The sequence below is a fragment of the Thioalkalivibrio sp. AKL19 genome (assembly GCF_000420165.1).
Lineage (GTDB): Bacteria > Pseudomonadota > Gammaproteobacteria > Ectothiorhodospirales > Ectothiorhodospiraceae > Thioalkalivibrio.
The window spans coordinates 133,187-153,567 of record NZ_ATUK01000015.1; the positions used below are offsets into that span (position 1 = coordinate 133,187).

A 20,381-nucleotide genomic window follows, 5' to 3' on the forward strand; every position below is an offset into this window, starting at 1 on the left:
CTCCGGTATGGAAAACCGGCCGGAGGGTCCAGTTGGACCCTCCGTGTTACCCACACCTGTTTCAAACAACGTTTGCCACACGGCTAAACAACAAGAGGACACGACATGCAGACCAAGAGCACGATCCACAACACCACCCGAGCCGCCCTGGCGGCCCTGCTGCTGGCTGTGGCCATGCCGCTGCTGGCCCATGAGGGCGAACTGGGCAGTACGCCGGAGGATGGCGCGACGGTGCAGGGTTCACCCGAGAAAATCGGCATCGAATTCGAGGGTGCGATGCGTATCACCCAGTTCGATGTCTCCGGCCCCGATGGCCGCGTGCGCCTGACGAATCCCCCGGGCAACGATCCTACCGAACGCTACTTTGTGGAGCCGGCCGAGCCGCTGCCGGCCGGAGACTACCAGGTGCGCTGGCGCGGGCTGGCCCGCGACGGTCACATGATGTCCGACGGCTTCCGCTTCACGGTAGAGGACTGATCCATGGCCTGGATGTCGGCACTCGCCGGGGTGGAGGCCTGGACCGTCGCGATGATCCTCGTGACGGCCGGGTTCTACCTTGGGGCCCTGTTGGCGACCGGGGCGGTGCTGTTTCGCATGGCGTTTCCGGATCTGCCCGATCCGGAACGCCGGGCGGCCAGCCGCACGGGGGCGATCGCGGCCTGGGCGGCAATCGCCCTGGCTCTTGTCCAGTGGCCCCTGCAGGCCGGGTATCTCGGGGGCGGCAACGGCGCGTCCGCGATCGACCCGATGCTGCTTGGTATGGTGTTCGAAGGGGCGCAGGGGACCCGGCTGATCCTCGCGGTCACCGGGTTGCTGCTGGTTCAGGCGATCCTGCTGGATGCCCGGCGTCTCCCGGGGCTGGGGTACGGTCTGAGCCTCGCCGGGGTCCTGTTGGTGATGCTCGCCTTCGTGCAGGTGGGGCATACAGCCGGCGAGCCTCGTCTCCTGTTGGCCGGCTTGTTGATCGTGCATCTGCTGGCAGCTGCCTTCTGGGTCGCGTCGCTGGCGCCACTCTACCGGCTGGCCGGGCACCCACCCGAGGGCGCGGATGCCGCGCGCATCCTGGCCCGTTTCGGGCGGGTCGCGATGGCTGGAGTCGGATTGCTGGTGCTGGCGGGGGTGGTTCTCGCCTGGTGGTTGCTGGGTGGCATCACGCCGTTGCTGACCACCGGCTATGGCCAGTTCCTGATCGGCAAGGTGCTGATCGTCGCACTGCTCCTGCTGCTGGCGGCCGCGAACAAGTGGCGGCTGGTGCCGGCCTTCGAGCGCGGCGAGCCACGGGCCCCCGGGCGGCTGCGCCGCAGCATTGCCCTGGAGGGTGCCCTGGTCGCGACGATCCTGCTGTTGACCGCGGTGCTGACCACCGTGAGTTCGCCGGCGAACGGGTAACCGGCGGGCGGTGGTGGATGCCGTCGTCAGATCGGCCGCTGGGCCACAGTAGCGGCGAGCTCGAGGTCTTCGCCCTCGCGCTGGATACGGATGTCGAGGGTCTCGCCGGGCGCGGTCCGGGCGATCACGTTGAGGGCCTCGCGGGGGGTGTTCACGCTGTCGTCGTCGAGGTGGGTGATGATGTCGCCTGGCCGGATGCCGGCCTCTTCGGCGGGCCCCTCGCGCAGGATGCCGGCGACCAGCACGCCGCGCGGCGTATCCAGGCCGAAGGACTCGGCCAGTTCGCGGTTCATCGCCTGGACCTCGATTCCCAGCCAGCCACGGGCAACGAATCCCTGTTCGATGATCTCGGTCATCACGCTGCGCGCGAGGTCCACCGGGATCGCGAAACCGATGCCGTGGGAGCCGCCGGAGCGCGAGAAGATGGCGGTGTTGATCCCGACTACCTCGCCGCGGGCATTGATCAGCGCCCCGCCGGAGTTGCCCGGATTGATGGCCGCGTCGGTCTGGATGAAATCCTCGAAGGTGTTGATCCCGAGCTGGTTGCGCCCGGTGGCGGACACGATCCCCTGGGTCACCGTCTGGCCGACGCCGAAGGGGTTGCCGATGGCGAGCACGACGTCGCCTACCTGCAAGTCGCTGGAGTGTCCCACTGTGGCCACGCCCAGCCCCGGTGCGCGCACGCGCAGCACGGCGAGGTCGGTATCCGGGTCGATGCCGATGATCTCGGCGGCGTGGGATTCGCCGCCGGGGAGCATGATGGCGATGGCATCGGCCTCCTCGATCACGTGGTGATTGGTGAGGATGTGCCCTTGTTCGGTCATGATGACACCCGAACCGAGACTGGACTGCTCCTGCTCGCCCGGTGGCGATGGCTGGCCGAAGAACTCGTGCAGGCCGAAGCCGGAGGGTCGGTCGATGGTGCGCGAGGTCATGATATTGACCACGGCCGGCGCGGCGCGGCGGACGCCGTCGGCGTAGCTGGCGGGGGCGCCGGTCGCGGCCGGGGTCGGCACCGGCTCGGCGACCTGGAGCTCCGCTCCGGGCTCGTCGCGGCCGAGGATCTGGGGGAAGAACACCGCGATCACCACGGCCAGGGCGATACCGGTCAGCGCGGCTTGCAGCAGGAAGCGAGAGAAATTCACCATATGCCGAATATACCGAATCATCGTTCAAAAGGGGGCCCGCCGTGGTCGATCGCGACGAACTGATGCAGGCACTGAATACGGAGCTCGAACCCGGGCGCTTCCGTGACTACTGTCCGAACGGCTTGCAAGTGGAGGGGCGGCGCGAGATCCGCCGCATTGTCAGTGGCGTCACTGCCTCGCGGGCGCTCGTGGAGGCCGCAGTGGAGGCCGGGGCCGACCTGATCCTGGTGCACCACGGCTACTTCTGGAAGGGCGAGCCACAGGAAATCACCGGCATGAAACGTGAGCGCATGCGGCTGCTGCTTGCGCACGATATCAACCTGGTGGCCTACCACCTGCCACTGGATGCCCACCCGGTGCTCGGTAACAATACCCAGCTGGCCGGACGGCTCGGCTTCTCCATCGACGGCGTGCTGCGCGAGGATGGCGTGGGCCAGGTCGGCGCGCCGGCGCGGGTGCTGTCGGCATCGGACATGCAGGCGCACATCAGCAACGTGCTGGGGCGCGAGGCCCTGTGCGTAGAGGCCGGTGACCACCCGATCCGGCGCATTGCCTGGTGCACCGGCGGCGCGCAGTCATTGCTGACGGAGGCGGCGGCACTGGGGGTGGATGCGTACCTCAGCGGCGAGATCTCCGAGCAGACCACCCACGAGGCGCGCGAGCTGGGGGTGCACTATTTCGCCGCCGGGCACCACGCAACCGAGCGCTATGGGGCCCCGGCCCTCGCCCGGTGGTGCGCCGAGCGCTTCGGTCTCGAGCACGAGTTCATCGAGATCGACAATCCCGCCTGATCAGTCGCTGCGCGCCTGCATGCGCCGAGCACTGCGAGATTGTGGTGCAATCTGTGCGGTTTCGGGGCGTTGCCGGCGTTCGGTCCAAGCCACCAAATAATCAGAAGGTTATAAGGGTCTGACTGCGGTGTGACCGAGCGCAAGGCTCGGTCTTAAGGCAGTAATCTACTTGACCTTATTAGCGTGTTCGGGAATTCTATCGGATTTTACAGCCCGCCCAGATGGGCATTCGCGCGTGCGGCCCAGGGCCCTCGCGCCCAGGCTGCGCCTTCGCTGTGCGGTCGCGGGAACACGATTTCAACACGTTGTTTGGAGAGACAAACATGGCAAACCAAGGCGTAAACCGAGGCCGTCGCCGGTTCCTCGTCGCCGCGACATCTGTCGTAGGCGGAGCCGGGGTCGCCGCAGTCGCGGCCCCGTTCCTGGCGTCCTTGCAGCCCAGCGCGCGCGCTCAGGCAGCCGGGGCCCCTGTCGAATTCGACGTGTCCGCCGTCGAGCCGGGTCAGCGTGTCAGCGTCGAATGGCGCGGCCAGCCCATCTGGGTCGTGCGACGCACCGAGGAGATGATCGCCGGTTTGTCCGAGGTGACCGATCGCCTGCGGGATCCGGAATCCGAGGTCGAGACCCAGCAGCCGGAATACGCGCAGAACGAGCACCGTTCGCGCGATCCGGAGATCCTGGTGGTCGTGGGCATCTGTACCCATCTGGGCTGCTCGCCGACGTACCGCCCGGAGATCGGCGATCCCGAGATGGGTTCCGACTGGCAGGGCGGCTGGCTGTGTGGCTGCCACGGTTCGCGTTTTGACCTGGCGGGTCGCGTGTACCGCAATATGCCGGCGGCGACCAACCTGGTGATCCCGCGGCACATGTTCCGGACCGATACCTTGCTTGTCATTGGTGAAGATGAAGACGGGGAGGCGATCTGATGGCCAGCAATCCTGATACCAAGATCCAGGGCGGTCTGCTGGGCTGGGTGGACGCCCGCTTCCCGCTCTCCCAGATGTGGAACGAGCATCTGGCGCAGTACTACGCGCCAAAGAACTTCAATTTCTGGTACTTCTTTGGGTCCCTGGCCCTGCTGGTGCTGGTTATTCAGATCGTCTCCGGCATCTTCCTGACCATGTTCTACAAGCCCGATGCCGATCTCGCGTTCGCGTCGGTCGAGTACATCATGCGTGACGTGGAGTGGGGCTGGCTGATCCGATATATGCACTCCACCGGCGCCTCGATGTTCTTCGTGGTCGTCTACCTGCACATGTTCCGGGCGCTCCTGTACGGCTCTTACAAGAAGCCGCGCGAGTTGATCTGGATCTTCGGTGTGCTGATCTACCTGGTACTGATGGCCGAGGCCTTCGCCGGCTACCTGCTGCCGTGGGGTCAGATGTCCTACTGGGGCGCGCAGGTGATCGTGAACCTGTTCCAGACCATCCCGTACATCGGACCGGACCTGGTGACCTGGATTCGCGGTGACTTCCTGCTGTCCGACGCGACGCTGAACCGCTTCTTCGCGCTGCACGTGATTGCCCTGCCGCTGGTACTGATCATGCTGGTGGCCGCGCACATCATCGCGCTGCACGAAGTGGGTTCGAACAACCCGGACGGTGTCGAGATCAAGAAGAACAAGGACGAGAATGGCATCCCGAAGGATGGCATCCCGTTCCACCCCTACTACTCCGTGAAGGATCTGGTGGGTGTTGGCGTGTTCCTGATGGTCTTCGCCGTGATCATGTTCTTCTTCCCGACCGGTGGCGGGCTGTTCCTGAAGCCGGACAACATGATCCCGGCCGACCCGCTGGTGACCCCCGACCTGATTCCGCCGGTGTGGTACTTCACCTCGATGTACTCCGTGCTGCGTTCGGTGCCGGATCCATTCCTCGGCGTGGTCGCGATGGGTGCCGCGGTGGTGATGCTGTTCTTCATCCCCTGGCTGGATCGCAACCCGGTCCTGTCGATGCGCTATCGGTCGTTCGCGGCCAAGTTCAACCTGGCGGTGTTCGTGGTGGCCTTCGTGATCCTGGGCTGGCTGGGTCTGCAGCAGGCGACCACCGAGGTCAGCGAGATGAGCCTGCGCTTCTCCACGGTCTACTTCGCGTTCTTCTTCCTGCTGTGGTTCCTCAGCAAGGAACGGTCCGCGGTCTTCAGCCTGATCGCGTTCGCCGTGGTAGTCGGGATCTACACGATCTACGACATCCTGCGTTTCGACCCGAGTGACGCGAGCCTGATCATGTGGTCCTGGCTGATTCCGACCGTGTATCTGTTCGTGACCATGGTGGCCCCCGCCTTCGCGCGTGGCCTGGGCCGTGACCGTGCCGTTCCGGAAAGGGTGACTTCGTAATGAAAACGCTGATTGCAACTACGTTCCTGGCCGCTGCGGCCCTGTTCACCGTCCCGGCCGCCTCGGCGGCCGGGTATGACGGCGACCTGCAGAAGGCCAATATCGACGTGACCAACGAGGCCTCGCTGCAGCGCGGTGCCAACCTGTTCATGAACTACTGCATGGGGTGTCACGCGACCGAATATATGCGCTACAACCGTGTGGCGCGGGATATCGGGCTGACCGAGCAGCACATGGAAGAGAACTTCATCTTCATCACGGATGAGGACGGCGAACCGGTCGGTGTCGGTTCCCTGATGAAGAACGCCATGAGCGACGACTATGGTGAAGAAGCCTTCGGTGTGGTCCCGCCCGACCTGACCATGACCACGCGCATCAATGGCGAGGACTGGGTCTACACCTTCCTGAAGAGCTTCTACATCGACGAGTCGCGTCCGCTGGGTGCGAACAACGAGGTGTTCGAGAATGTCGGCATGCCCCACGTACTGTGGGAGTTGCAGGGCTGGCAGGAAAAGGTCGTCGACGAGGATGGCAACGAGCGTCTCGAACTCGTGCGCTCCGGCCAGATGACGCAGAGCGAGTACGACCGTGCCGTGCGCGACATCGTCACCTACCTCTCGTATATGGGCGAGCCGATGCAGCTGGACCGTCAGCGCATTGGCCTGTACGTGCTGATTTTCCTCGGGATTTTCACGATCCTGGCCTACTTCTTGAAAAAGGAGTACTGGAAAGACGTACACTAGGCGGCCTGAACCGTCGCCGGCGCGTTGATCATGGAGGATCGCGCGCCGGTGTTATTGACCGTCTGCCCGGCACGGGAAACCGTCAGGCCGGGGTAGGGAGAAAGCCATGGCGCTGGTCGCCAACCGTCGTTCCGTTATGACCCTCTTTTCTGCTCACGACTGTGTTCGCTGTCACCGTGTGCGTATCATCCTCGCGGAGAAGGACATCGCGGTGGATGTCGTCAATCTTGGGCCGGACGAGCTGCCCGAGGATCTCTCCGACCTGAATCCGTACAACGAGGTCCCGACCCTGGTGGATCGCGACCTGGCGCTGTATGGCACCCACGTCATTACCGAATACCTGGACGAGCGTTTTCCGCATCCGCCGTTGATGCCGGTCGATCCGGTTTCGCGTGCGGCCGCGCGGCTGGCGCTTTATCGCGTGGAGCGCGACTGGTACGAGGGGCTGGATGCCGTGTACAAGGCCTCCGGTTCGGGGCTGACCAAGGCACGCAAGATCCTGCGCGAGAGCCTGGTGAGTTCGGCCGAGATCTTCGAGCTCAAACCGTACTTCCTGAGCGACGAGTTCTCCATCGTCGATTGCGCGATCGCGCCGGTGATGTGGCGGCTGCCCGCGGTGGGTATTGACCTGTCCTCGCTGCCGCAAGCGATCCAGGAATACGCCGACCGGGTCTGCAAGCGCGAGTCGTTCCAGGTGAGTCTGACCGAGGCCGAGCGCGAGCTGCGCCTGTGACTTCGTCGCGCCCTTATCTGCTCCGCGCCCTGTGGGAGTGGGTCACGGATAACGGCTTCACGCCGCATATCCTGGTCGACGCCACGGTCGAGGGGGTGGTGGTTCCGGACGCGTTCGTGGATCAGGGGAAGATTACCCTCAATGTCGGACCGTCCGCGGTACAGGCGCTGAATATCGGCGACGAGGCGGTGGCGTTCTCGGCCCGGTTTGCCGGCAACCCGATGGACGTATTCGTTCCCATGCAGGCCGTCCTAGCAGTCTACGCGCGCGAAAACGGCCAGGGGATGATGTTCGGTAGCGAACCCGGTCCGGGTCCCGAGGACGACGGTCCCGGCACGCCGCCGGATGGCCCGGACGATGGTGGTGGCGGGGAGAATGGCCCGGCGCCCAAGCGCAAGGGGCCGGCCCTGAAGGTCGTGAAGTAGGGCCCCGAACGGGGCCCTACTTGTTTCGGGGGGCAGTCGGGGCCGCCGGGCTACCCGGGGCTGGGTGCCTTGCCCGGATTGAGGATGTTGTCGGGGTCGAACTCACGCTTGATGCCCGCCATCAGCCTGAGCGCGACCGGATCGAGCTCGCGAGCCACATAGGGGCGCTTGACCAGTCCGATCCCGTGTTCTCCGGAGAGCGTCCCGCCGAGGGCGAGGACCAGCGTGAAGACGCCGTCCAGGCAGCGCTCGGCTGCAGCCAGTTCGGCCGGGTCATCGGGGTTCACCAGCAGGTTGACATGGATGTTGCCGTTGCCGGCGTGCCCGAAGTTCACGATCTTGATCGCGTGTTCGGTGGCCAGCCGGTCCAGCCCGCCGATCAGCTCCGGGATGCGCGAGACCGGGACGACGACGTCCTCGTTGATCTTCTTCGGCGCCACGGTGCGCAGGGCCGGTGACAGGGCCTTGCGTACCGCCCAGAGCGCCTGCGCCGCCTCGGGCGTGTCCGCACCGCGGGTCTCCAGGCAGCCATCGCCCTCGGCCGCGCGGCGAATGCCGTTGGTCGTGGCGTCGATCCCGGCCTCGGTGCCGTCGGTCTCGATCATCAGGATGGCCCCCGCGTCCGCGGGCAGGGGGCACTCCGGGTCGTAGTCGCGGATCATCGCGATCGCCGAGTGATCCATGAATTCCAGCGCCGACGGGATCTCCGCGCGGGCCATCAGGCGCGAAACGGCGCGGGCCGCATCGCCGACGTCGCGGTACACCGCCTGGATTAGGCGGGTGGCCTCGGGCCGCGGCGTTAGGCGCAGGGTGGCTTCGGTGGTCACGGCCAGCGTGCCCTCGGAGCCGATCAACAGCCGGGTGAGGTCGTAGCCCACGACACCCTTGGTGGTGTGGACGCCAGTACGGAAGGCTTCGCCGGTCCCGGCCACTGCTGCCAGGCCCAGGGTGTTGTCCCGCGGGGTCCCGTATTTCACTGCATGGGGGCCGGCGGAATTGTAGGCCAGGTTGCCGCCCAGGGTGCAATAGGCACTGCTGGTCGGGTCGGGTGGCCAGAAGAACCCGTGGGCGCCGGCGGCCTCCTGGACCTCGCCGTTGGTCGCGCCGGGTTCGGCGATCAGCCAGCGATTTTCGGGATCCACCTCGAGGATCCGGTTCATGCGTTCGAAGGACACCACCAGGCCGCCGTGGTCCGGCACCGCCGCGCCCGTTGTCCCCGTGCCACGGCCCCGACTGGTCAGGGCCACGCCCAGGCGTCGGCACAGGCGGACCAGTTCGCGCACGGTGTCTGCGTCACGCGGGAAGGCGACGCCATCCGGCACCGCGTGCAGCTTCGAGTTGTCCGCGCCGTAGGTCCAGCAGTCAGCGGGATCGAGCAGGCGGTCCCCGGGGTCCAGGAGTTGTTCCAGTTCTCGGGCCAGGGGGGTCATGGGCAGGTGCTCAGTCGGGGGACGCCTGGATGGCATCCTGCAGCCAGTCGATGTGGTCCTGGCCGTCCAGGGTCATGACATCGAAGCGGACCGGGCCGTTCCAGGCGCTTTCCTGCAGGTAGGCCTCGGCGACGCGCAGCAGGCGCGCCTGTTTCCGCCGGTCGATGCTTTCCGCGCCACCTCCGAAACCGGGATGGCTGCGCTTGCGGACCTCGACCAGGACAAGCGTCTCGCCTTCCTGGGCGACCAGGTCGAGCTCGCCGTAGGGGCGGCGCACGTTACGGGCGCGAATCTGCAGGCCGCGGGTCTCGAGGTATGCCGCAGCCCGGTCCTCGGCCGCCTGCCCCGAGGCGCCCGGGCGAAACATTCAGGACGCTCCGGCCGGGAGGTCGATCCGCCGGGGCTCGCCGCGTTCGAAGCGGCCCCACGCGGGTTCCCGGATCCACTCGTGGCTGAACGGGTTGAGGCTCCAGCTCCCGGTTCCTCCGGTGAGCTGGTGGTGAGGCGCGTCGCGAATGGCTTCCTGACGCAGGCTCAGGCGCATGGCATCCATGCCCAGGGCCACAAACCGGGGCAGCGACTCGTCCCTCGTCTCGGCCTCGTCCCCCAGCAAGCGCACCTGGTCGAACAGCCGCGGGGCGTCGGGGAACACGATTCCGTTCAGGTCGGCGTCTCGGCCGGCATCCGGTCGCCCGGCGTATACATGCGCCGTGGCCATCATCGGGAGATGGCTGGCGCGGTGAAAGTGGATATGCGGCACGATGCGCCGCACCTGCGATGCCGTCCCGGCAATGAACAGATGGTCCACATCCGCACGTACCTGCGGGTCGCCCTCGAGTGCCAGACCCGTGCGCCGCGAGACGTCACGGATACGGGCCTCGCTCTGCGGGATGCCGAGCGCGCTGCCGATGGTGGCGTTCAGTTCGCCGGCGGTGGGCTGGACCCGGATCATGTCCCGGGGGCGGCGGTCCTCTTCGGCCAGAGCCGCCCGGTACGCCATTGCGACCCGGTCGCCAAAATCCCCGTCCGGCAGCAGAACCAGGGGGTGGTTCCAGCCCGCGCGCGCCGCGCGATCCGCCACGGCGCGCGCATCCTCTTCCGGGTTCAGGGCGAGCGTCGTCTGCGCGCTGGCGGTGACGGCATCGGTGCGGTTAAGCAGGATCGACGGCACGGCCTGATCGCCCTGTGCGACTTGCTGCACCGCTTCACGGCGCAGCGGGCCAATGATTCGAGCGACGCCTGATTCCACCCCCCGGCGGTACAGGGCGGCGGCGGCATCCGGTTCGCCGCGCGTATCACGAACGATCAGCCGGCCGTTGCCTTCGCCCTCGGCGTAGAAGGCGCGGGTGATACCGTCCAGGATTGCGTTACCCAGTTCGGCGAGATCGCCGGACAGCGGCAGCAGCACGAGGGTGTCTCCCGGCCTGCCGGTAGCCAGTGGATGGCTGGCGAGAAGGTCCGGCAGCAGGCTATTGGCCGGATGCGACGGATGCCGTTCGCGCCACTGGCCAGCGGCCTGGCGCGCCTCGTCCTGGGTGTCGGCCGCGCGCAGCAGGCGGAACAGGCTGACCCAGGCGTCGCCGTCCGGCGGGTGGCTCCCGACCACGCGCTCGCGCTGGGCGGGCCGCAGCGCAGCAAGCAGACCCCAGATGCGCTCCTGGTTCTCGCCATGAAGGTCCGGCTCCATGACCAGAAGCCCGTCCAGGCGCAGTCGGGTGTCCAGGGCCTGATACCATTGCCCCTCCCGTTCCAGCAGGCGGGCGTGCAGGGACAGCCCCTGACGGTAGACCTCGGGAGTGCGAGTCGGGTCGTCCGGGTCATCCGCACCGAGGCGCTCACGGGCCAGGGCCCAGTCACGCTGGGCCGCCGCGAGGCGGGCGCCCAGCAGGCGGGCCTCCTGTGTGTCGCGCTCTGCTTCGGGGAGCTCGGCCCACAGGCTATCGGCCTGGTCCAGCTGATCGGGTGTCGCCGGGTCCAGTGCCAGCACGGCCTCGATGGCGCCGCGCACCCGGTCGGGCTCCGGACGTGAACGGGCCTCGCTCAGCAGGAGGCTGGCGCGCACCTCCGGCGGGAGCTCGGCGAGATCCGGGCGCGCCTCGGGATCCGGGGTGGGCTCCGGATCCGGGCGCGGGGTGGCACAGCCCACCACGATGACCGCGGCCAGCAGCAACAGGGCAAGGCGGGACAGGGGCCGGGCATGCCCGGCGCAATTGAGAATTCGGGTCACGATAGCGTTTCGTCGGCAGATTAAGGGGTCAGTATTGAAAGCGCATCAGGCCGTGTCAACGAACTGGGGCACGTTATGGGTGGTGGCCACCCCGATCGGCAATCTTGGCGACATGAGCCCGCGTGCCGGCGAGATCCTGGCCCAGGTGCAGCGCATTGCGGCGGAGGATACGCGACACAGTGCCGGGCTGCTGGCCCACCTGGGCGTGCGGACGCCGCTGGTCAGCCTGCACGAGCACAACGAGGCCGAGCGGGTCCCTGCGCTGCTGGAAGCGTTGCAGAAAGGGGAATCCGTGGCCCTCATCTCGGATGCGGGGACACCGCTGGTGTCCGATCCCGGATTCCGGCTGGTACGGGCGGCTCAGGAGGCCGGCGCGCCGGTGCGCGCGGTCCCGGGCGCCAGCGCCCCTCTGGCGGCGCTGGCCGTGGCCGGTCTGCCGTCGGACCGCTTCTGCTTCGAGGGTTTTCTTCCGCACGCCGCCGGGGCCCGCATGCGACAACTGGAGACACTGCTCGCGCAGCCGGTTACCACCATCCTGTTCGAATCTTCGCATCGCATCCGCGCCGCGGCCGGGGACCTCGCGGGACTGGCGCCGGAGCGCGAGGTGTTCCTGGCGCGCGAGCTGACCAAGCAGTTCGAAGAGCACTATCGCGGCGATGCCGGCGGATTGCCCGCCTGGCTGGATGCCGACCGTAACCGGACGCGCGGCGAGTTCGTCCTGATCCTGGGGCCCGCACCGGCCCCGGAAACCGGCGGCGAGGCCGACGAGCCGCTGTCGGCCGAGCACGAGCGCCTGCTGGCGGCGCTGTTGCGCGAGCTCCCCCTCAAGCGCGCCGCGCGCCTGATCTCCGACGCCACCGACCTGCCACGCAACCGCGTCTACGCCCGTGCCCTCGCCCTCAAGGACACCGCCGGCTAGGGTCTGTTGTTCAGCCACAGAGAGGTCAAGGGCAAGAGCCGTCGACAGGAAGGTTAGAAGATGCGAAGAACATCATTGTTGGTAGGGGGCTGGTTGTTGCCGTATCGGCCGGATCTCGGTGTTTGGAGTCCAATTGAGTTCCTTCCGATCTTCATGCCTTCCTGTGAATCGCTCTTGACCCGAATCCGTACGCCTGATGGCGGGCCAGGACCTTGTTGGCCAGGGCCTGGTAAAGCCTTGCGTTCGGGGGCGCGGCGGCGTACAAGGAGCGCGGGAGTCGGCCAGGCAGTCGCTGCATCCTCGGATGTGGAGGAAAGTCCGGGCTCCACAGGGCAGGACGCCAGGTAACGCCTGGGCGGCGCGAGCCGACGGAAAGTGCCGCAGAAAATATACCGCCGATGGCCCGGTTCGCCGGGTACAGGTAAGGGTGAAATGGTGCGGTAAGAGCGCACCGCGCGACTGGTAACAGTTCGTGGCAGGGTAAACCCCGTCCGGAGCAAGGCCAAATAGGGGTGTATGGTGTGGCCCGCATCGCACCCGGGTAGGCTGCTCGAGGCGTCCGGTGACGGACGTCCCAGATGAATGACTGTCCTCGACAGAACCCGGCTTACGGCCGGCTCCCACTTTTTCCCACCTGCGAGACACCCGCCCCCGCGCCGGTTCGGGGCAACCCCGCTGCGTGCGCGGCAAACTTGTAAAGTGATGCATGAAGTTTGGGCCTCAACACGAGGCTTTTAATACCCTTCTTCCGGCCCTTTTAGCGACCCGGAGCCGGGGGCGCTAAGTCTCTGTGATTCAACGCTTATTTTTTGTTTTTCGGGGTCAATTTCCTTGACTCTGGAGGATGCCCGTACCTATAGTGTCGAAAAGTGGGTCAAAGTGGGGAAAGGTGGGTAACCACCGCTACCAGCCATGTTCCGAGGCGTCAGCCAGCTCAATCTGGATGCGAAGGGCCGCCTGGCCATGCCGGCGCGGTATCGCGACGACCTCGCTGCGAGCTGCAACAGCCAGCTGGTGCTCACCGTTGATCCCTCCCGCTGCCTGCTCCTCTATCCGTTTCCGGAATGGGAGCGCATCGAGCAGAACCTGATGTCCCGCCCCAACATGAACCCCAGGGTGCGCAACCTGCAGCGTCTGCTGGTGGGGCATGCCACCGAGTGCGAACTGGATGGCAGTGGTCGTCTGCTGCTGCCCACGCCCCTGCGTCAGTACGCCGGCCTGGAAAAGCGGGTCGTGCTGCTGGGACAGGGCAAGAAGTTCGAAATCTGGGACGAGGCCACCTGGGAGGAGACCTGCGCCCAGGTGCTGGGGGGTGACGTGGATGACGAAGCGCTCGAGTCCATCGCGTTGTGACGGACATGGAAACCGTCTCCCACATCCCGGTGCTGCGCGACGCGGTGCTGGAGGGCCTGGCCGTGCGTGCTGATGGCTTCTACGTCGACGGCACCTTCGGGCGCGGCGGGCACAGCCGCGCGATCCTGGAGCGGCTGGGCCCGGATGGCCGGCTGCTGGCCATGGACCGTGACCCCGACGCCGCCGAGGCTGCCGCGGTGCTGGCCGATGATCCCCGTTTCGCCTTCGAGGCCGGACCGTTCTCGAGCATGGCGGACGTGCTGCGCGAGCGCTTCCCCGGGCGTGGGCCGGACGGGGTGTTTCTGGATCTGGGCGTCTCTTCGCCGCAGCTCGACACCCCTGAACGTGGGTTCAGCTTCCAGCATGACGGTCCGCTGGACATGCGCATGGACCCCGCCCACGGCGAGAGCGCGGCGGACTGGCTGGCGCGCGCCGACGAGGCCGCGATCGCCGACGTGATCTACCACTATGGCGAGGAGCGTCACTCGCGGCGTATTGCCCGGGCCATCGTGGCCGCCCGTGCCGAGGCCCCGATTGCCCGGACTGGCGAGCTGGCCGAGATCGTGCGCCGCGCGGTGCCGAAGCGCGAGCCGGGCAAACACCCGGCGACCCGGACCTTCCAGGCCCTGCGCATCTTCGTGAACGAGGAGCTGGCCGAGCTCGAGCAGTGGCTGGCGACCATTCCCGACGTACTCCCGGCCGGTGCCCGGCTGGTGGTCATCAGCTTCCATTCGCTGGAAGACCGGATGGTGAAGCAGGCCCTGCGCAAGCCGGTGTCCGGGGTGCGGCTGCCGAAGGGGTTGCCGGTGATGCCGGAAGAGCCGGAGCGCAAGCTGCGGCCCGTGGGCAAGCCGATCCATGCCGATCGCGACGAGCAACGGATCAATCCGCGTTCGCGGTCTGCCGTGTTGCGCGTGGGGGAGCGGCTCTGATGGTCGCGCGTGGACTCCTGGCCGTCGCGCTGGCAACCGGCGTGTTCGCCTCGGCGATTGGTGTGGTCGCGGCCAAGCACGAGGCGCGCCAGGCCTTCGTCGACCACCAGCAGGCACTGAGCCAGCGCGATGTCCTGAACCTCGAGTGGACGCAGTTGCAGATCGAACAGTCCACCTGGGCGACCCAGGGCCGGGTCGAGGAACAGGCGCGCGAGCGTCTCGGCATGATTCAGCCGGAGTCCGACCACATCGTGGTGATCGGGGGTGATGCATGGGCGCGCTGAAGCGGCAGATCAGTGGCGGTCGCCTGAAGGTTGTGATCGTGGTCTTTGCCGTGGCGAGCGTCGCGCTGCTGTTGCGGGCCGTGGACCTGCAGGTGCTGGAGCGCGACTTCCTGACCAAGCAGGGTGAACAGCGCCAGGTCCGCACCCTGACCGAGTCCGCCCACCGCGGCATGATCACCGACCGCCACGGCGAACCCCTGGCGATCTCGGCCCCGGTGCAGACCGCCTGGGCCAACCCGCAGGACCTGATCGGACAGCGCGACCGCTGGCCCGAGCTGGCCGCGGCGCTGGAGGTGGACCCGGACTGGCTGGCCGAACGCCTCGAGGCCCGCGCCACGCGCGAATTCGTCTACCTGCGCCGGCACATGCTGCCGCAGCAGGCCGAGCGTGTGGCCGCCCTGCGCATGCAGGGCGTCGGGTTGACCCGGGAGTTTCGCCGCTATTATCCGCACGGCGAGGCCACGTCGCACGTACTCGGTTACACCAACATTGACGATCAGGGACAGGAGGGCGTGGAACTGGCCTTCGATCAGTGGCTGTCGGGACAGCCGGGGGCCAAGCGCGTGCTGCGCGACCGTCACGGTCGCACCATTCGCGACGTGGCCAGTATCCGCCCGGCGCGCGACGGCAACACCCTGGCATTGACCCTGGATCAGCGCCTGCAGTACCTGGCCTATCGCGAGCTGAAGGCCGCGGTGGCCGAACATCATGCGCGTGGCGGTTCCGCCGTCCTGCTGGATGCCCGCACCGGCGAGGTCCTGGCGCTGGTCAATCAGCCGGGGTTCAACCCGAACAACCGCGGCGCCATCCGCTCCGACCGGGCGCGCAACCGGGCCATCACCGACACCATGGAGCCCGGCTCGGTGATGAAGCCGTTCACCGTCGCGGCGGCCCTGGATGCCGGGGTGGTGGACGCCAATGCCACGCTCGAGACCGGCCCCGGCACCATGCGCGTGGGCCGTCTGACCGTGCGTGACCTGCGCGATTACGGGACGATCGACCTGACCACCCTGATCGCTCGTTCAAGCAACGTCGGGGCGACCCAGCTGGCCCTGGAGACCCCGGCCGATCGCTTCTGGCAAACCCTGCACCAGGCCGGTTTCGGCCGAGCCCCGGGGACCCACTTCCCCGGCGAGGCCAGCGGTCGCCTGCGCGACTTCACCACCTGGCGCGAGGTCGAACAGGCCACGCTTGGATATGGCTACGGCCTGTCGTTGTCGCCCCTGCAGATGGCGGCGGCGTACACCGCGTTTGCCAACGACGGCGAGCGGGTGCCGGTCCGGCTGGTGCGCACCGCCGATGACCTGCGCGAGCCCGCCCAGGTGATGACCCCGCGCACCGCGCGCCAGGTGCTGGCCATGATGGAACACGTGATCGGGACCGAGGGCACGGCCCGCCAGGCCGCGATCGACGGCTACCGGGTGGCCGGCAAGACCGGGACCAGTCGCAAGAGCGGTCCGGGCGGTTATACCGAGGACCGCTACTTCTCCAGTTTCGTCGGCCTGGCCCCGGCCTCCGATCCGCGTTTCGTCATGGCCGTGGTGATCGACGAGCCGGATGCGGGTGTCTACTACGGGGGCGCCGTTGCCGCCCCGGTGTTCCAGCGGGTTGTGAGTTCGGCCCTGCGCATGTTCAACGTGCGCCCCGATGCGATGCCGGAGATCCCGATGCGCCTGGCCGTGGAGCGCGAGGGGGCGACATGATGGCCGCGCGCGAGACACGCGATACGATTGGGCCGGTGCTGGGCGATCTGCTGTCGGGGGACGATCTGCGCCCCGACGTCGCCCAGATGCCCGTTGCCGATCTTGTTCACGACAGCCGCCGGGTCGCCCCCGGCGCGGTACTGGTGGCGCTGGCCGGGACGCATGGCCATGGGCTCGACCACGCCGCCGATGCGGCCGCGCGCGGGGCCGCCGCCATCCTCTGGGACGAGGCTGAACCGCCCGAAACCCGCCCGGACGTTCCGATGATCCATGTGCCGGGCCTGCGCGAGCGGCTGCCCGGGATGGCGCGCGCGCTGTTCGGCGCCTGGCCGGAGGCCGCCCCGCTGGTGGCGGTTACCGGCACCGACGGCAAGACCTCGGTTACCCACCTGATCGCGCTCGCGCTGGAGGCCCTGGGTCGGCCCACCGGGCTGATCGGCACGCTGGGTGTCGGGCGCCCGGGCCAGCTTGTCGATACTGGCCACACCACGCCGGGCGTGATCGACCTGTACCGTCACCTGGCGCAACTGGCGGGAGCCGGTTGCCAGGCCGTGGCGCTCGAGGCCTCCTCGCACGGCCTGGCACAGGGGCGTCTCGCCGGGGCGCCGATCAGCGTGGGCGTGCTGACGCAGCTGAGTTCCGATCATCTCGATTTTCATGGCAGTCAGGAGGCCTATGCCACCGCCAAGGCCCGGTTGTTCGCCTGGCCCGGCCTGCAAACCGCGGTGCTCAATGTTGACGACGCCTTCGGTCGCCAGGTGGCACAGACCCTGCCGCCCGGCATCCAGGCCCTGACCTACAGCGCAGCGGGTGCCTCCGCTGACCTGCGTGCCCGGGACGTGGAGGCCACGGCGGACGGCCTGCGGTTCGTTCTCGAGGCCGACGGCCGGAGCTACCCGGTTCGTTCCGCGCTGTTCGGCCTGTTCCAGGTCGGAAACCTGCTCGCGACCCTTGCCGTGCTGCAGGCCGTTGGGGTGGCGCGTACGCGTGCGCTCACGGCGGTCGCCGAGCTGCCCGGTGTGCCCGGGCGCATGGAACGTTTCCCGCTGCCGGGCGGGGCCCTGGCGGTAGTCGATTATGCCCACACCGCCGAGGCGCTGGAGGCGGCCCTGTGTGCCCTGCGCCCGCACACCGAAGGACGCCTGAGTGTGGTCTTCGGCTGTGGCGGCGACCGCGATCGGGGCAAGCGCCCGGCGATGGGCCGGGTTGCCTGCCGCCACGCGGACGTGGTCTTCGTGACCGACGACAACCCGCGCGGGGAGGATCCGGCCGCGATTCGCGCCGCGATCCTCGCCGGCTGCGCCGATGCCGCCGAATGCCACGAGATCGGTGATCGCGCGACCGCGATCGCCAGCGCGCTGGCCGAGGCGGATGCGGGGGATGTGGTGCTGGTGGCCGGCAAGGGCCACGAGACGACACAGGAGATTCGCGGTCAGCGCTATCCGTTCAGCGACCGCGAGCAGGTGCAGGCACAGGCCGGCCGGCACCCAAAGGACGCGCGCGGCCACGACCGTGCGCCCGGGGAGGAGGGGTAATGATTCGAATGACCAGCCAGGAACTGGCCGAGGCGGTCCAGGGGCGCCTGCAGGGGGCGCCGGATGGGGCCTTCGAGGGCGTGTTCACGGATACCCGCGAGCCGCGCCCGGGGGCGTTGTTTATCGCGCTCAAGGGGCCCAACTTCGATGCCCACGAGCAGGTGGCCGCCGATCTGCCGGCATCCGTGCTGCTGGTCGAACGCCCCCTGGATGTGCTGCAGCCGCAGGTCATCGTGCCGGATACCCGCGAGGCACTGGGCCGCCTGGGCCGGCATTGGCGGCGCCAGTGCCGGGCGCGGGTGATTGCCTTGACCGGGTCGAACGGCAAGACCACCACCAAGGAGATGCTGCGATGCATCCTCGAGGGCGTGGGCTCGGTGCACGCCACGGCGGGCAACCTGAACAACGAGATCGGCACGCCGCTTACGTTGTTGGCGATGCCCCCCGATGCCGATTACGCAGTGATCGAGCTGGGCGCCAACCATGCCGGCGAGATTGGCCGCATGGTGCGCTGGGTCGAGCCACAGGTCGCGCTCATCACCAACGCCGGCCGCGCACATCTGGAGGGCTTCGGCAGCCTCGAGGGCGTGGCACATGCCAAGGCCGAGATCTACTCCGGCCTGCCGGCCCAGGGCGGCACCGCCGTCATCAACCTCGACGATCCCTTTGCCGATTACTGGCTGTCGTTGAACGCGCATCACCACTGCCAGCGCTTCTCGCTCGAGGGCGGCGGCGAGGTCGAGGGGATGTGGCAGGCCCCGGACCGGCTGCGTCTGGCCATCCTCGGCGCCGGGCGCGATCTGCGCCTGGCCGGCCCCGGGCGGCACCTGGCGGCCAATGCCGTCGCGGCGGCCGCGGCGGCCAACGCCGTGGGCATCGGGATCGACCGAATCGTCGAGGGCCTGGCGCGCTGGAAGCCGGTGCGCGGGCGGCTCCAGGAGATGTGGCACGTCAGTGGCGCGCGGCTGTGGGATGACAGTTACAACGCCAACCCCGACTCGCTGCGCGCGGGGCTGGAGGTGCTGGCGGCCATGCCCGGCCGGCGCATCCTGGTGCTGGGCGCCATGGGCGAGCTGGGCACCGAGACCGCGGCGCTGCACAGCGAAACCGGCCGCCTGGCCCGGGCGATGGGGATCGATTACTGCCTCACCCTGGGAGAGGCCGCGCGCGACAGCGCCGGCGCATTCGGGGACGGCGGCGAATGGTTCGCCGACCACGATGCGTTGCGCGGTCGCCTGGAGACCCTCCTGGCGGAGGGCACCACCGTGCTGGTGAAGGGCTCGCGCAGCCAGCATATGGAACGGATCATCGAGGGTCTGGATCTGGTCTCGTCGGCGTCGGAGGTGGCAAATGCTGTACGCGCTGACTGAGTACCTGAGCCAGTTCTATTCCGCCTTCACGGTCTTCCAGTACCTGACCGTTCGCGCCATCCTCGGGGTGGTCACGGCACTGGCCATCGCGTTGCTGATCGGTCCGGCGATGATTCGTCGCCTGACTGTCGGCAAGGTCGGCCAGCAGATCCGCGACGACGGTCCCGAATCGCACCTGACCAAGGCCGGGACGCCGACCATGGGCGGCGCCCTGATTCTGGTCGCGGTGGCGATTGCCACCCTGCTTTGGAGCGACCTGACCAACCGCTTTGTCTGGATCGTGCTGCTGACCACGCTGGCCTTCGGTGCCGTGGGTGGCTGGGACGACTACCTGAAGCTGCGCTATGGCAACAGCAAGGGCCTCTCCGCGCGTGCCAAGATCCTGTGGCAGACCCTGTTCGCCGTGATCGCCGCCGGCGTGATCATGTACACCGCCCAGGGTCCGGTGGAGACCACCTTCTACCTGCCGGTGTTCAAGGACATCCAGTTCAGCCTGGGCTGGCTGTTCATCCCGCTGGTGTGGCTGGTGGTCGTGGGTTCCTCCAATGCCGTCAACCTGACCGACGGGCTGGACGGCCTGGCGATCATGCCGGCGGTGCTGGTGGCGGGCGCCCTCGGGGTGTTCGCCTACGCGGCCGGGCATGCGGTGTTCGCGGACTACCTCGGCATCCCCGCGGTGCCCGGCGTGGGCGAGGTGGTGATTTTCACCGCCGCCCTGGTGGGGGCCGGCCTCGGATTCCTGTGGTTCAACACCTATCCGGCCCAGGTGTTCATGGGCGATGTCGGGGCCCTGGCACTGGGCGCGGCCCTGGGCATGCTGGCGATCCTGACCCGGCAGGAGATCGTGCTGCTGATCATGGGCGGCATCTTCGTACTGGAGACGCTTTCGGTGATGCTGCAGGTCGCTTCCTTCAAGCTGACCGGCCGGCGCATCTTCCGCATGGCGCCGCTGCATCACCACTTCGAACTCAAGGGCTGGCCGGAGCCGCGCGTGATCGTGCGTTTCTGGATCCTGACCGTGGTGTTCGTCCTCGTCGGTCTCGCGACCTTGAAGGTGCGCTGAT

General features: G+C 67.7%; 20 protein-coding genes and 1 other RNA gene. 17 read left to right on the top strand and 4 right to left on the bottom strand.

Features of this window, described 5'->3' with window-relative positions; all coding sequences use genetic code 11:
- Positions 1–105: 105 nt before the first annotated feature.
- Together F817_RS0111805 and F817_RS0111810 are read left to right on the top strand one after the other, a co-directional pair.
- On the top strand, positions 106–477 hold the full coding sequence (locus F817_RS0111805) for a copper resistance CopC family protein (protein ID WP_024327847.1): 372 nt from the start codon (positions 106–108) through the stop codon (positions 475–477).
- 3 nt (positions 478–480) lie between these two features.
- Positions 481–1,389, top strand: a complete 909-nt coding sequence (locus F817_RS0111810; protein WP_024327848.1) for a copper resistance D family protein — start codon at positions 481–483, stop codon at positions 1,387–1,389.
- A gap of 26 nt (positions 1,390–1,415) precedes the next feature.
- On the opposite strand, the gene F817_RS0111815 is transcribed toward F817_RS0111810, so the two are convergent.
- On the bottom strand, positions 1,416–2,537 hold the full coding sequence (locus F817_RS0111815) for a S1C family serine protease (RefSeq protein ID WP_024327849.1): 1,122 nt from the start codon (positions 2,535–2,537) through the stop codon (positions 1,416–1,418).
- 41 nt (positions 2,538–2,578) lie between these two features.
- Here F817_RS0111815 and F817_RS0111820 point away from each other — a divergent pair, with 41 nt between their 5' ends.
- The 6 genes from F817_RS0111820 (at position 2,579) to F817_RS0111845 (ending at position 7,564) form a co-directional block, all read left to right on the top strand.
- A complete protein-coding gene (locus tag F817_RS0111820; protein ID WP_024327850.1) occupies positions 2,579–3,328 on the top strand; it encodes a Nif3-like dinuclear metal center hexameric protein in 750 nt (249 codons plus the stop codon).
- Between the two features lie 323 nt (positions 3,329–3,651).
- On the top strand, positions 3,652–4,254 hold the full coding sequence (gene petA, locus F817_RS0111825) for a ubiquinol-cytochrome c reductase iron-sulfur subunit (protein WP_024327851.1): 603 nt from the start codon (positions 3,652–3,654) through the stop codon (positions 4,252–4,254).
- Positions 4,254–5,663: a cytochrome b N-terminal domain-containing protein gene (locus F817_RS0111830; protein WP_024327852.1), complete on the top strand. Its 1,410-nt coding sequence runs from the start codon at positions 4,254–4,256 to the stop codon at positions 5,661–5,663. The genes petA and F817_RS0111830 overlap by 1 nt, the downstream gene beginning before the upstream one ends.
- Positions 5,663–6,406, top strand: coding sequence for a cytochrome c1 (locus tag F817_RS0111835; RefSeq protein ID WP_024327853.1), 744 nt, complete (start codon positions 5,663–5,665; stop codon positions 6,404–6,406). The genes F817_RS0111830 and F817_RS0111835 overlap by 1 nt, the downstream gene beginning before the upstream one ends.
- 106 nt (positions 6,407–6,512) lie before the next feature.
- Positions 6,513–7,139: a glutathione S-transferase N-terminal domain-containing protein gene (locus F817_RS0111840; protein WP_024327854.1), complete on the top strand. Its 627-nt coding sequence runs from the start codon at positions 6,513–6,515 to the stop codon at positions 7,137–7,139.
- The gene (locus F817_RS0111845; protein WP_024327855.1) at positions 7,136–7,564 is read left to right on the top strand and encodes a ClpXP protease specificity-enhancing factor; all 429 of its coding nucleotides are present in this window, start codon (positions 7,136–7,138) and stop codon (positions 7,562–7,564) included. The genes F817_RS0111840 and F817_RS0111845 overlap by 4 nt, the downstream gene beginning before the upstream one ends.
- A gap of 50 nt (positions 7,565–7,614) precedes the next feature.
- On the opposite strand, the gene F817_RS0111850 is transcribed toward F817_RS0111845, so the two are convergent.
- From F817_RS0111850 to F817_RS0111860, 3 genes are read right to left on the bottom strand one after another with little or no spacing between them, the layout of a single operon-like run.
- Positions 7,615–8,994, bottom strand: a complete 1,380-nt coding sequence (locus tag F817_RS0111850) for an FAD-binding oxidoreductase (RefSeq protein WP_024327856.1) — start codon at positions 8,992–8,994, stop codon at positions 7,615–7,617.
- A 10-nt stretch (positions 8,995–9,004) separates the two neighbouring features.
- Positions 9,005–9,361, bottom strand: a complete 357-nt coding sequence (locus F817_RS0111855; RefSeq protein WP_024327857.1) for a YraN family protein — start codon at positions 9,359–9,361, stop codon at positions 9,005–9,007.
- Positions 9,362–11,221 (bottom strand): penicillin-binding protein activator, encoded by a 1,860-nt coding sequence (locus tag F817_RS0111860; RefSeq protein WP_024327858.1) that lies wholly within the window; start codon positions 11,219–11,221, stop codon positions 9,362–9,364.
- A gap of 82 nt (positions 11,222–11,303) precedes the next feature.
- Here F817_RS0111860 and rsmI point away from each other — a divergent pair, with 82 nt between their 5' ends.
- The 9 genes from rsmI to mraY all read left to right on the top strand — a co-directional run bounded on the left by rsmI (position 11,304) and on the right by mraY (position 20,380).
- Positions 11,304–12,140 carry a 16S rRNA (cytidine(1402)-2'-O)-methyltransferase gene (rsmI, locus tag F817_RS0111865; protein ID WP_024327859.1) on the top strand — a complete coding sequence of 279 codons (837 nt, stop codon included), beginning with the start codon at positions 11,304–11,306 and terminating at the stop codon, positions 12,138–12,140.
- Between the two features lie 273 nt (positions 12,141–12,413).
- Positions 12,414–12,765, top strand: an RNA gene (gene rnpB, locus F817_RS13870) — RNase P RNA component class A.
- A gap of 287 nt (positions 12,766–13,052) precedes the next feature.
- On the top strand, positions 13,053–13,493 hold the full coding sequence (gene mraZ, locus F817_RS0111870; RefSeq protein ID WP_024327860.1) for a division/cell wall cluster transcriptional repressor MraZ: 441 nt from the start codon (positions 13,053–13,055) through the stop codon (positions 13,491–13,493).
- 5 nt (positions 13,494–13,498) lie between these two features.
- On the top strand, positions 13,499–14,425 hold the full coding sequence (rsmH, locus tag F817_RS0111875; RefSeq protein WP_024327861.1) for a 16S rRNA (cytosine(1402)-N(4))-methyltransferase RsmH: 927 nt from the start codon (positions 13,499–13,501) through the stop codon (positions 14,423–14,425).
- Entirely contained in the window at positions 14,425–14,709 is a 285-nt protein-coding gene (gene ftsL / locus F817_RS0111880) for a cell division protein FtsL (protein WP_024327862.1), read from the top strand. The genes rsmH and ftsL overlap by 1 nt, the downstream gene beginning before the upstream one ends.
- Complete coding sequence (locus tag F817_RS0111885; RefSeq protein WP_024327863.1) at positions 14,697–16,412, top strand: penicillin-binding protein 2; 1,716 nt, start codon at positions 14,697–14,699, stop codon at positions 16,410–16,412. Before ftsL ends, F817_RS0111885 begins: the two co-directional genes overlap by 13 nt.
- The gene (locus F817_RS0111890) at positions 16,409–17,947 is read left to right on the top strand and encodes a UDP-N-acetylmuramoyl-L-alanyl-D-glutamate--2,6-diaminopimelate ligase (RefSeq protein ID WP_024327864.1); all 1,539 of its coding nucleotides are present in this window, start codon (positions 16,409–16,411) and stop codon (positions 17,945–17,947) included. The genes F817_RS0111885 and F817_RS0111890 overlap by 4 nt, the downstream gene beginning before the upstream one ends.
- The gene (murF, locus tag F817_RS0111895; RefSeq protein ID WP_024327886.1) at positions 17,947–19,317 is read left to right on the top strand and encodes a UDP-N-acetylmuramoyl-tripeptide--D-alanyl-D-alanine ligase; all 1,371 of its coding nucleotides are present in this window, start codon (positions 17,947–17,949) and stop codon (positions 19,315–19,317) included. The genes F817_RS0111890 and murF overlap by 1 nt, the downstream gene beginning before the upstream one ends.
- The gene (gene mraY, locus F817_RS0111900; protein WP_024327865.1) at positions 19,298–20,380 is read left to right on the top strand and encodes a phospho-N-acetylmuramoyl-pentapeptide-transferase; all 1,083 of its coding nucleotides are present in this window, start codon (positions 19,298–19,300) and stop codon (positions 20,378–20,380) included. The genes murF and mraY overlap by 20 nt, the downstream gene beginning before the upstream one ends.
- Position 20,381 lies beyond the last annotated feature (1 nt).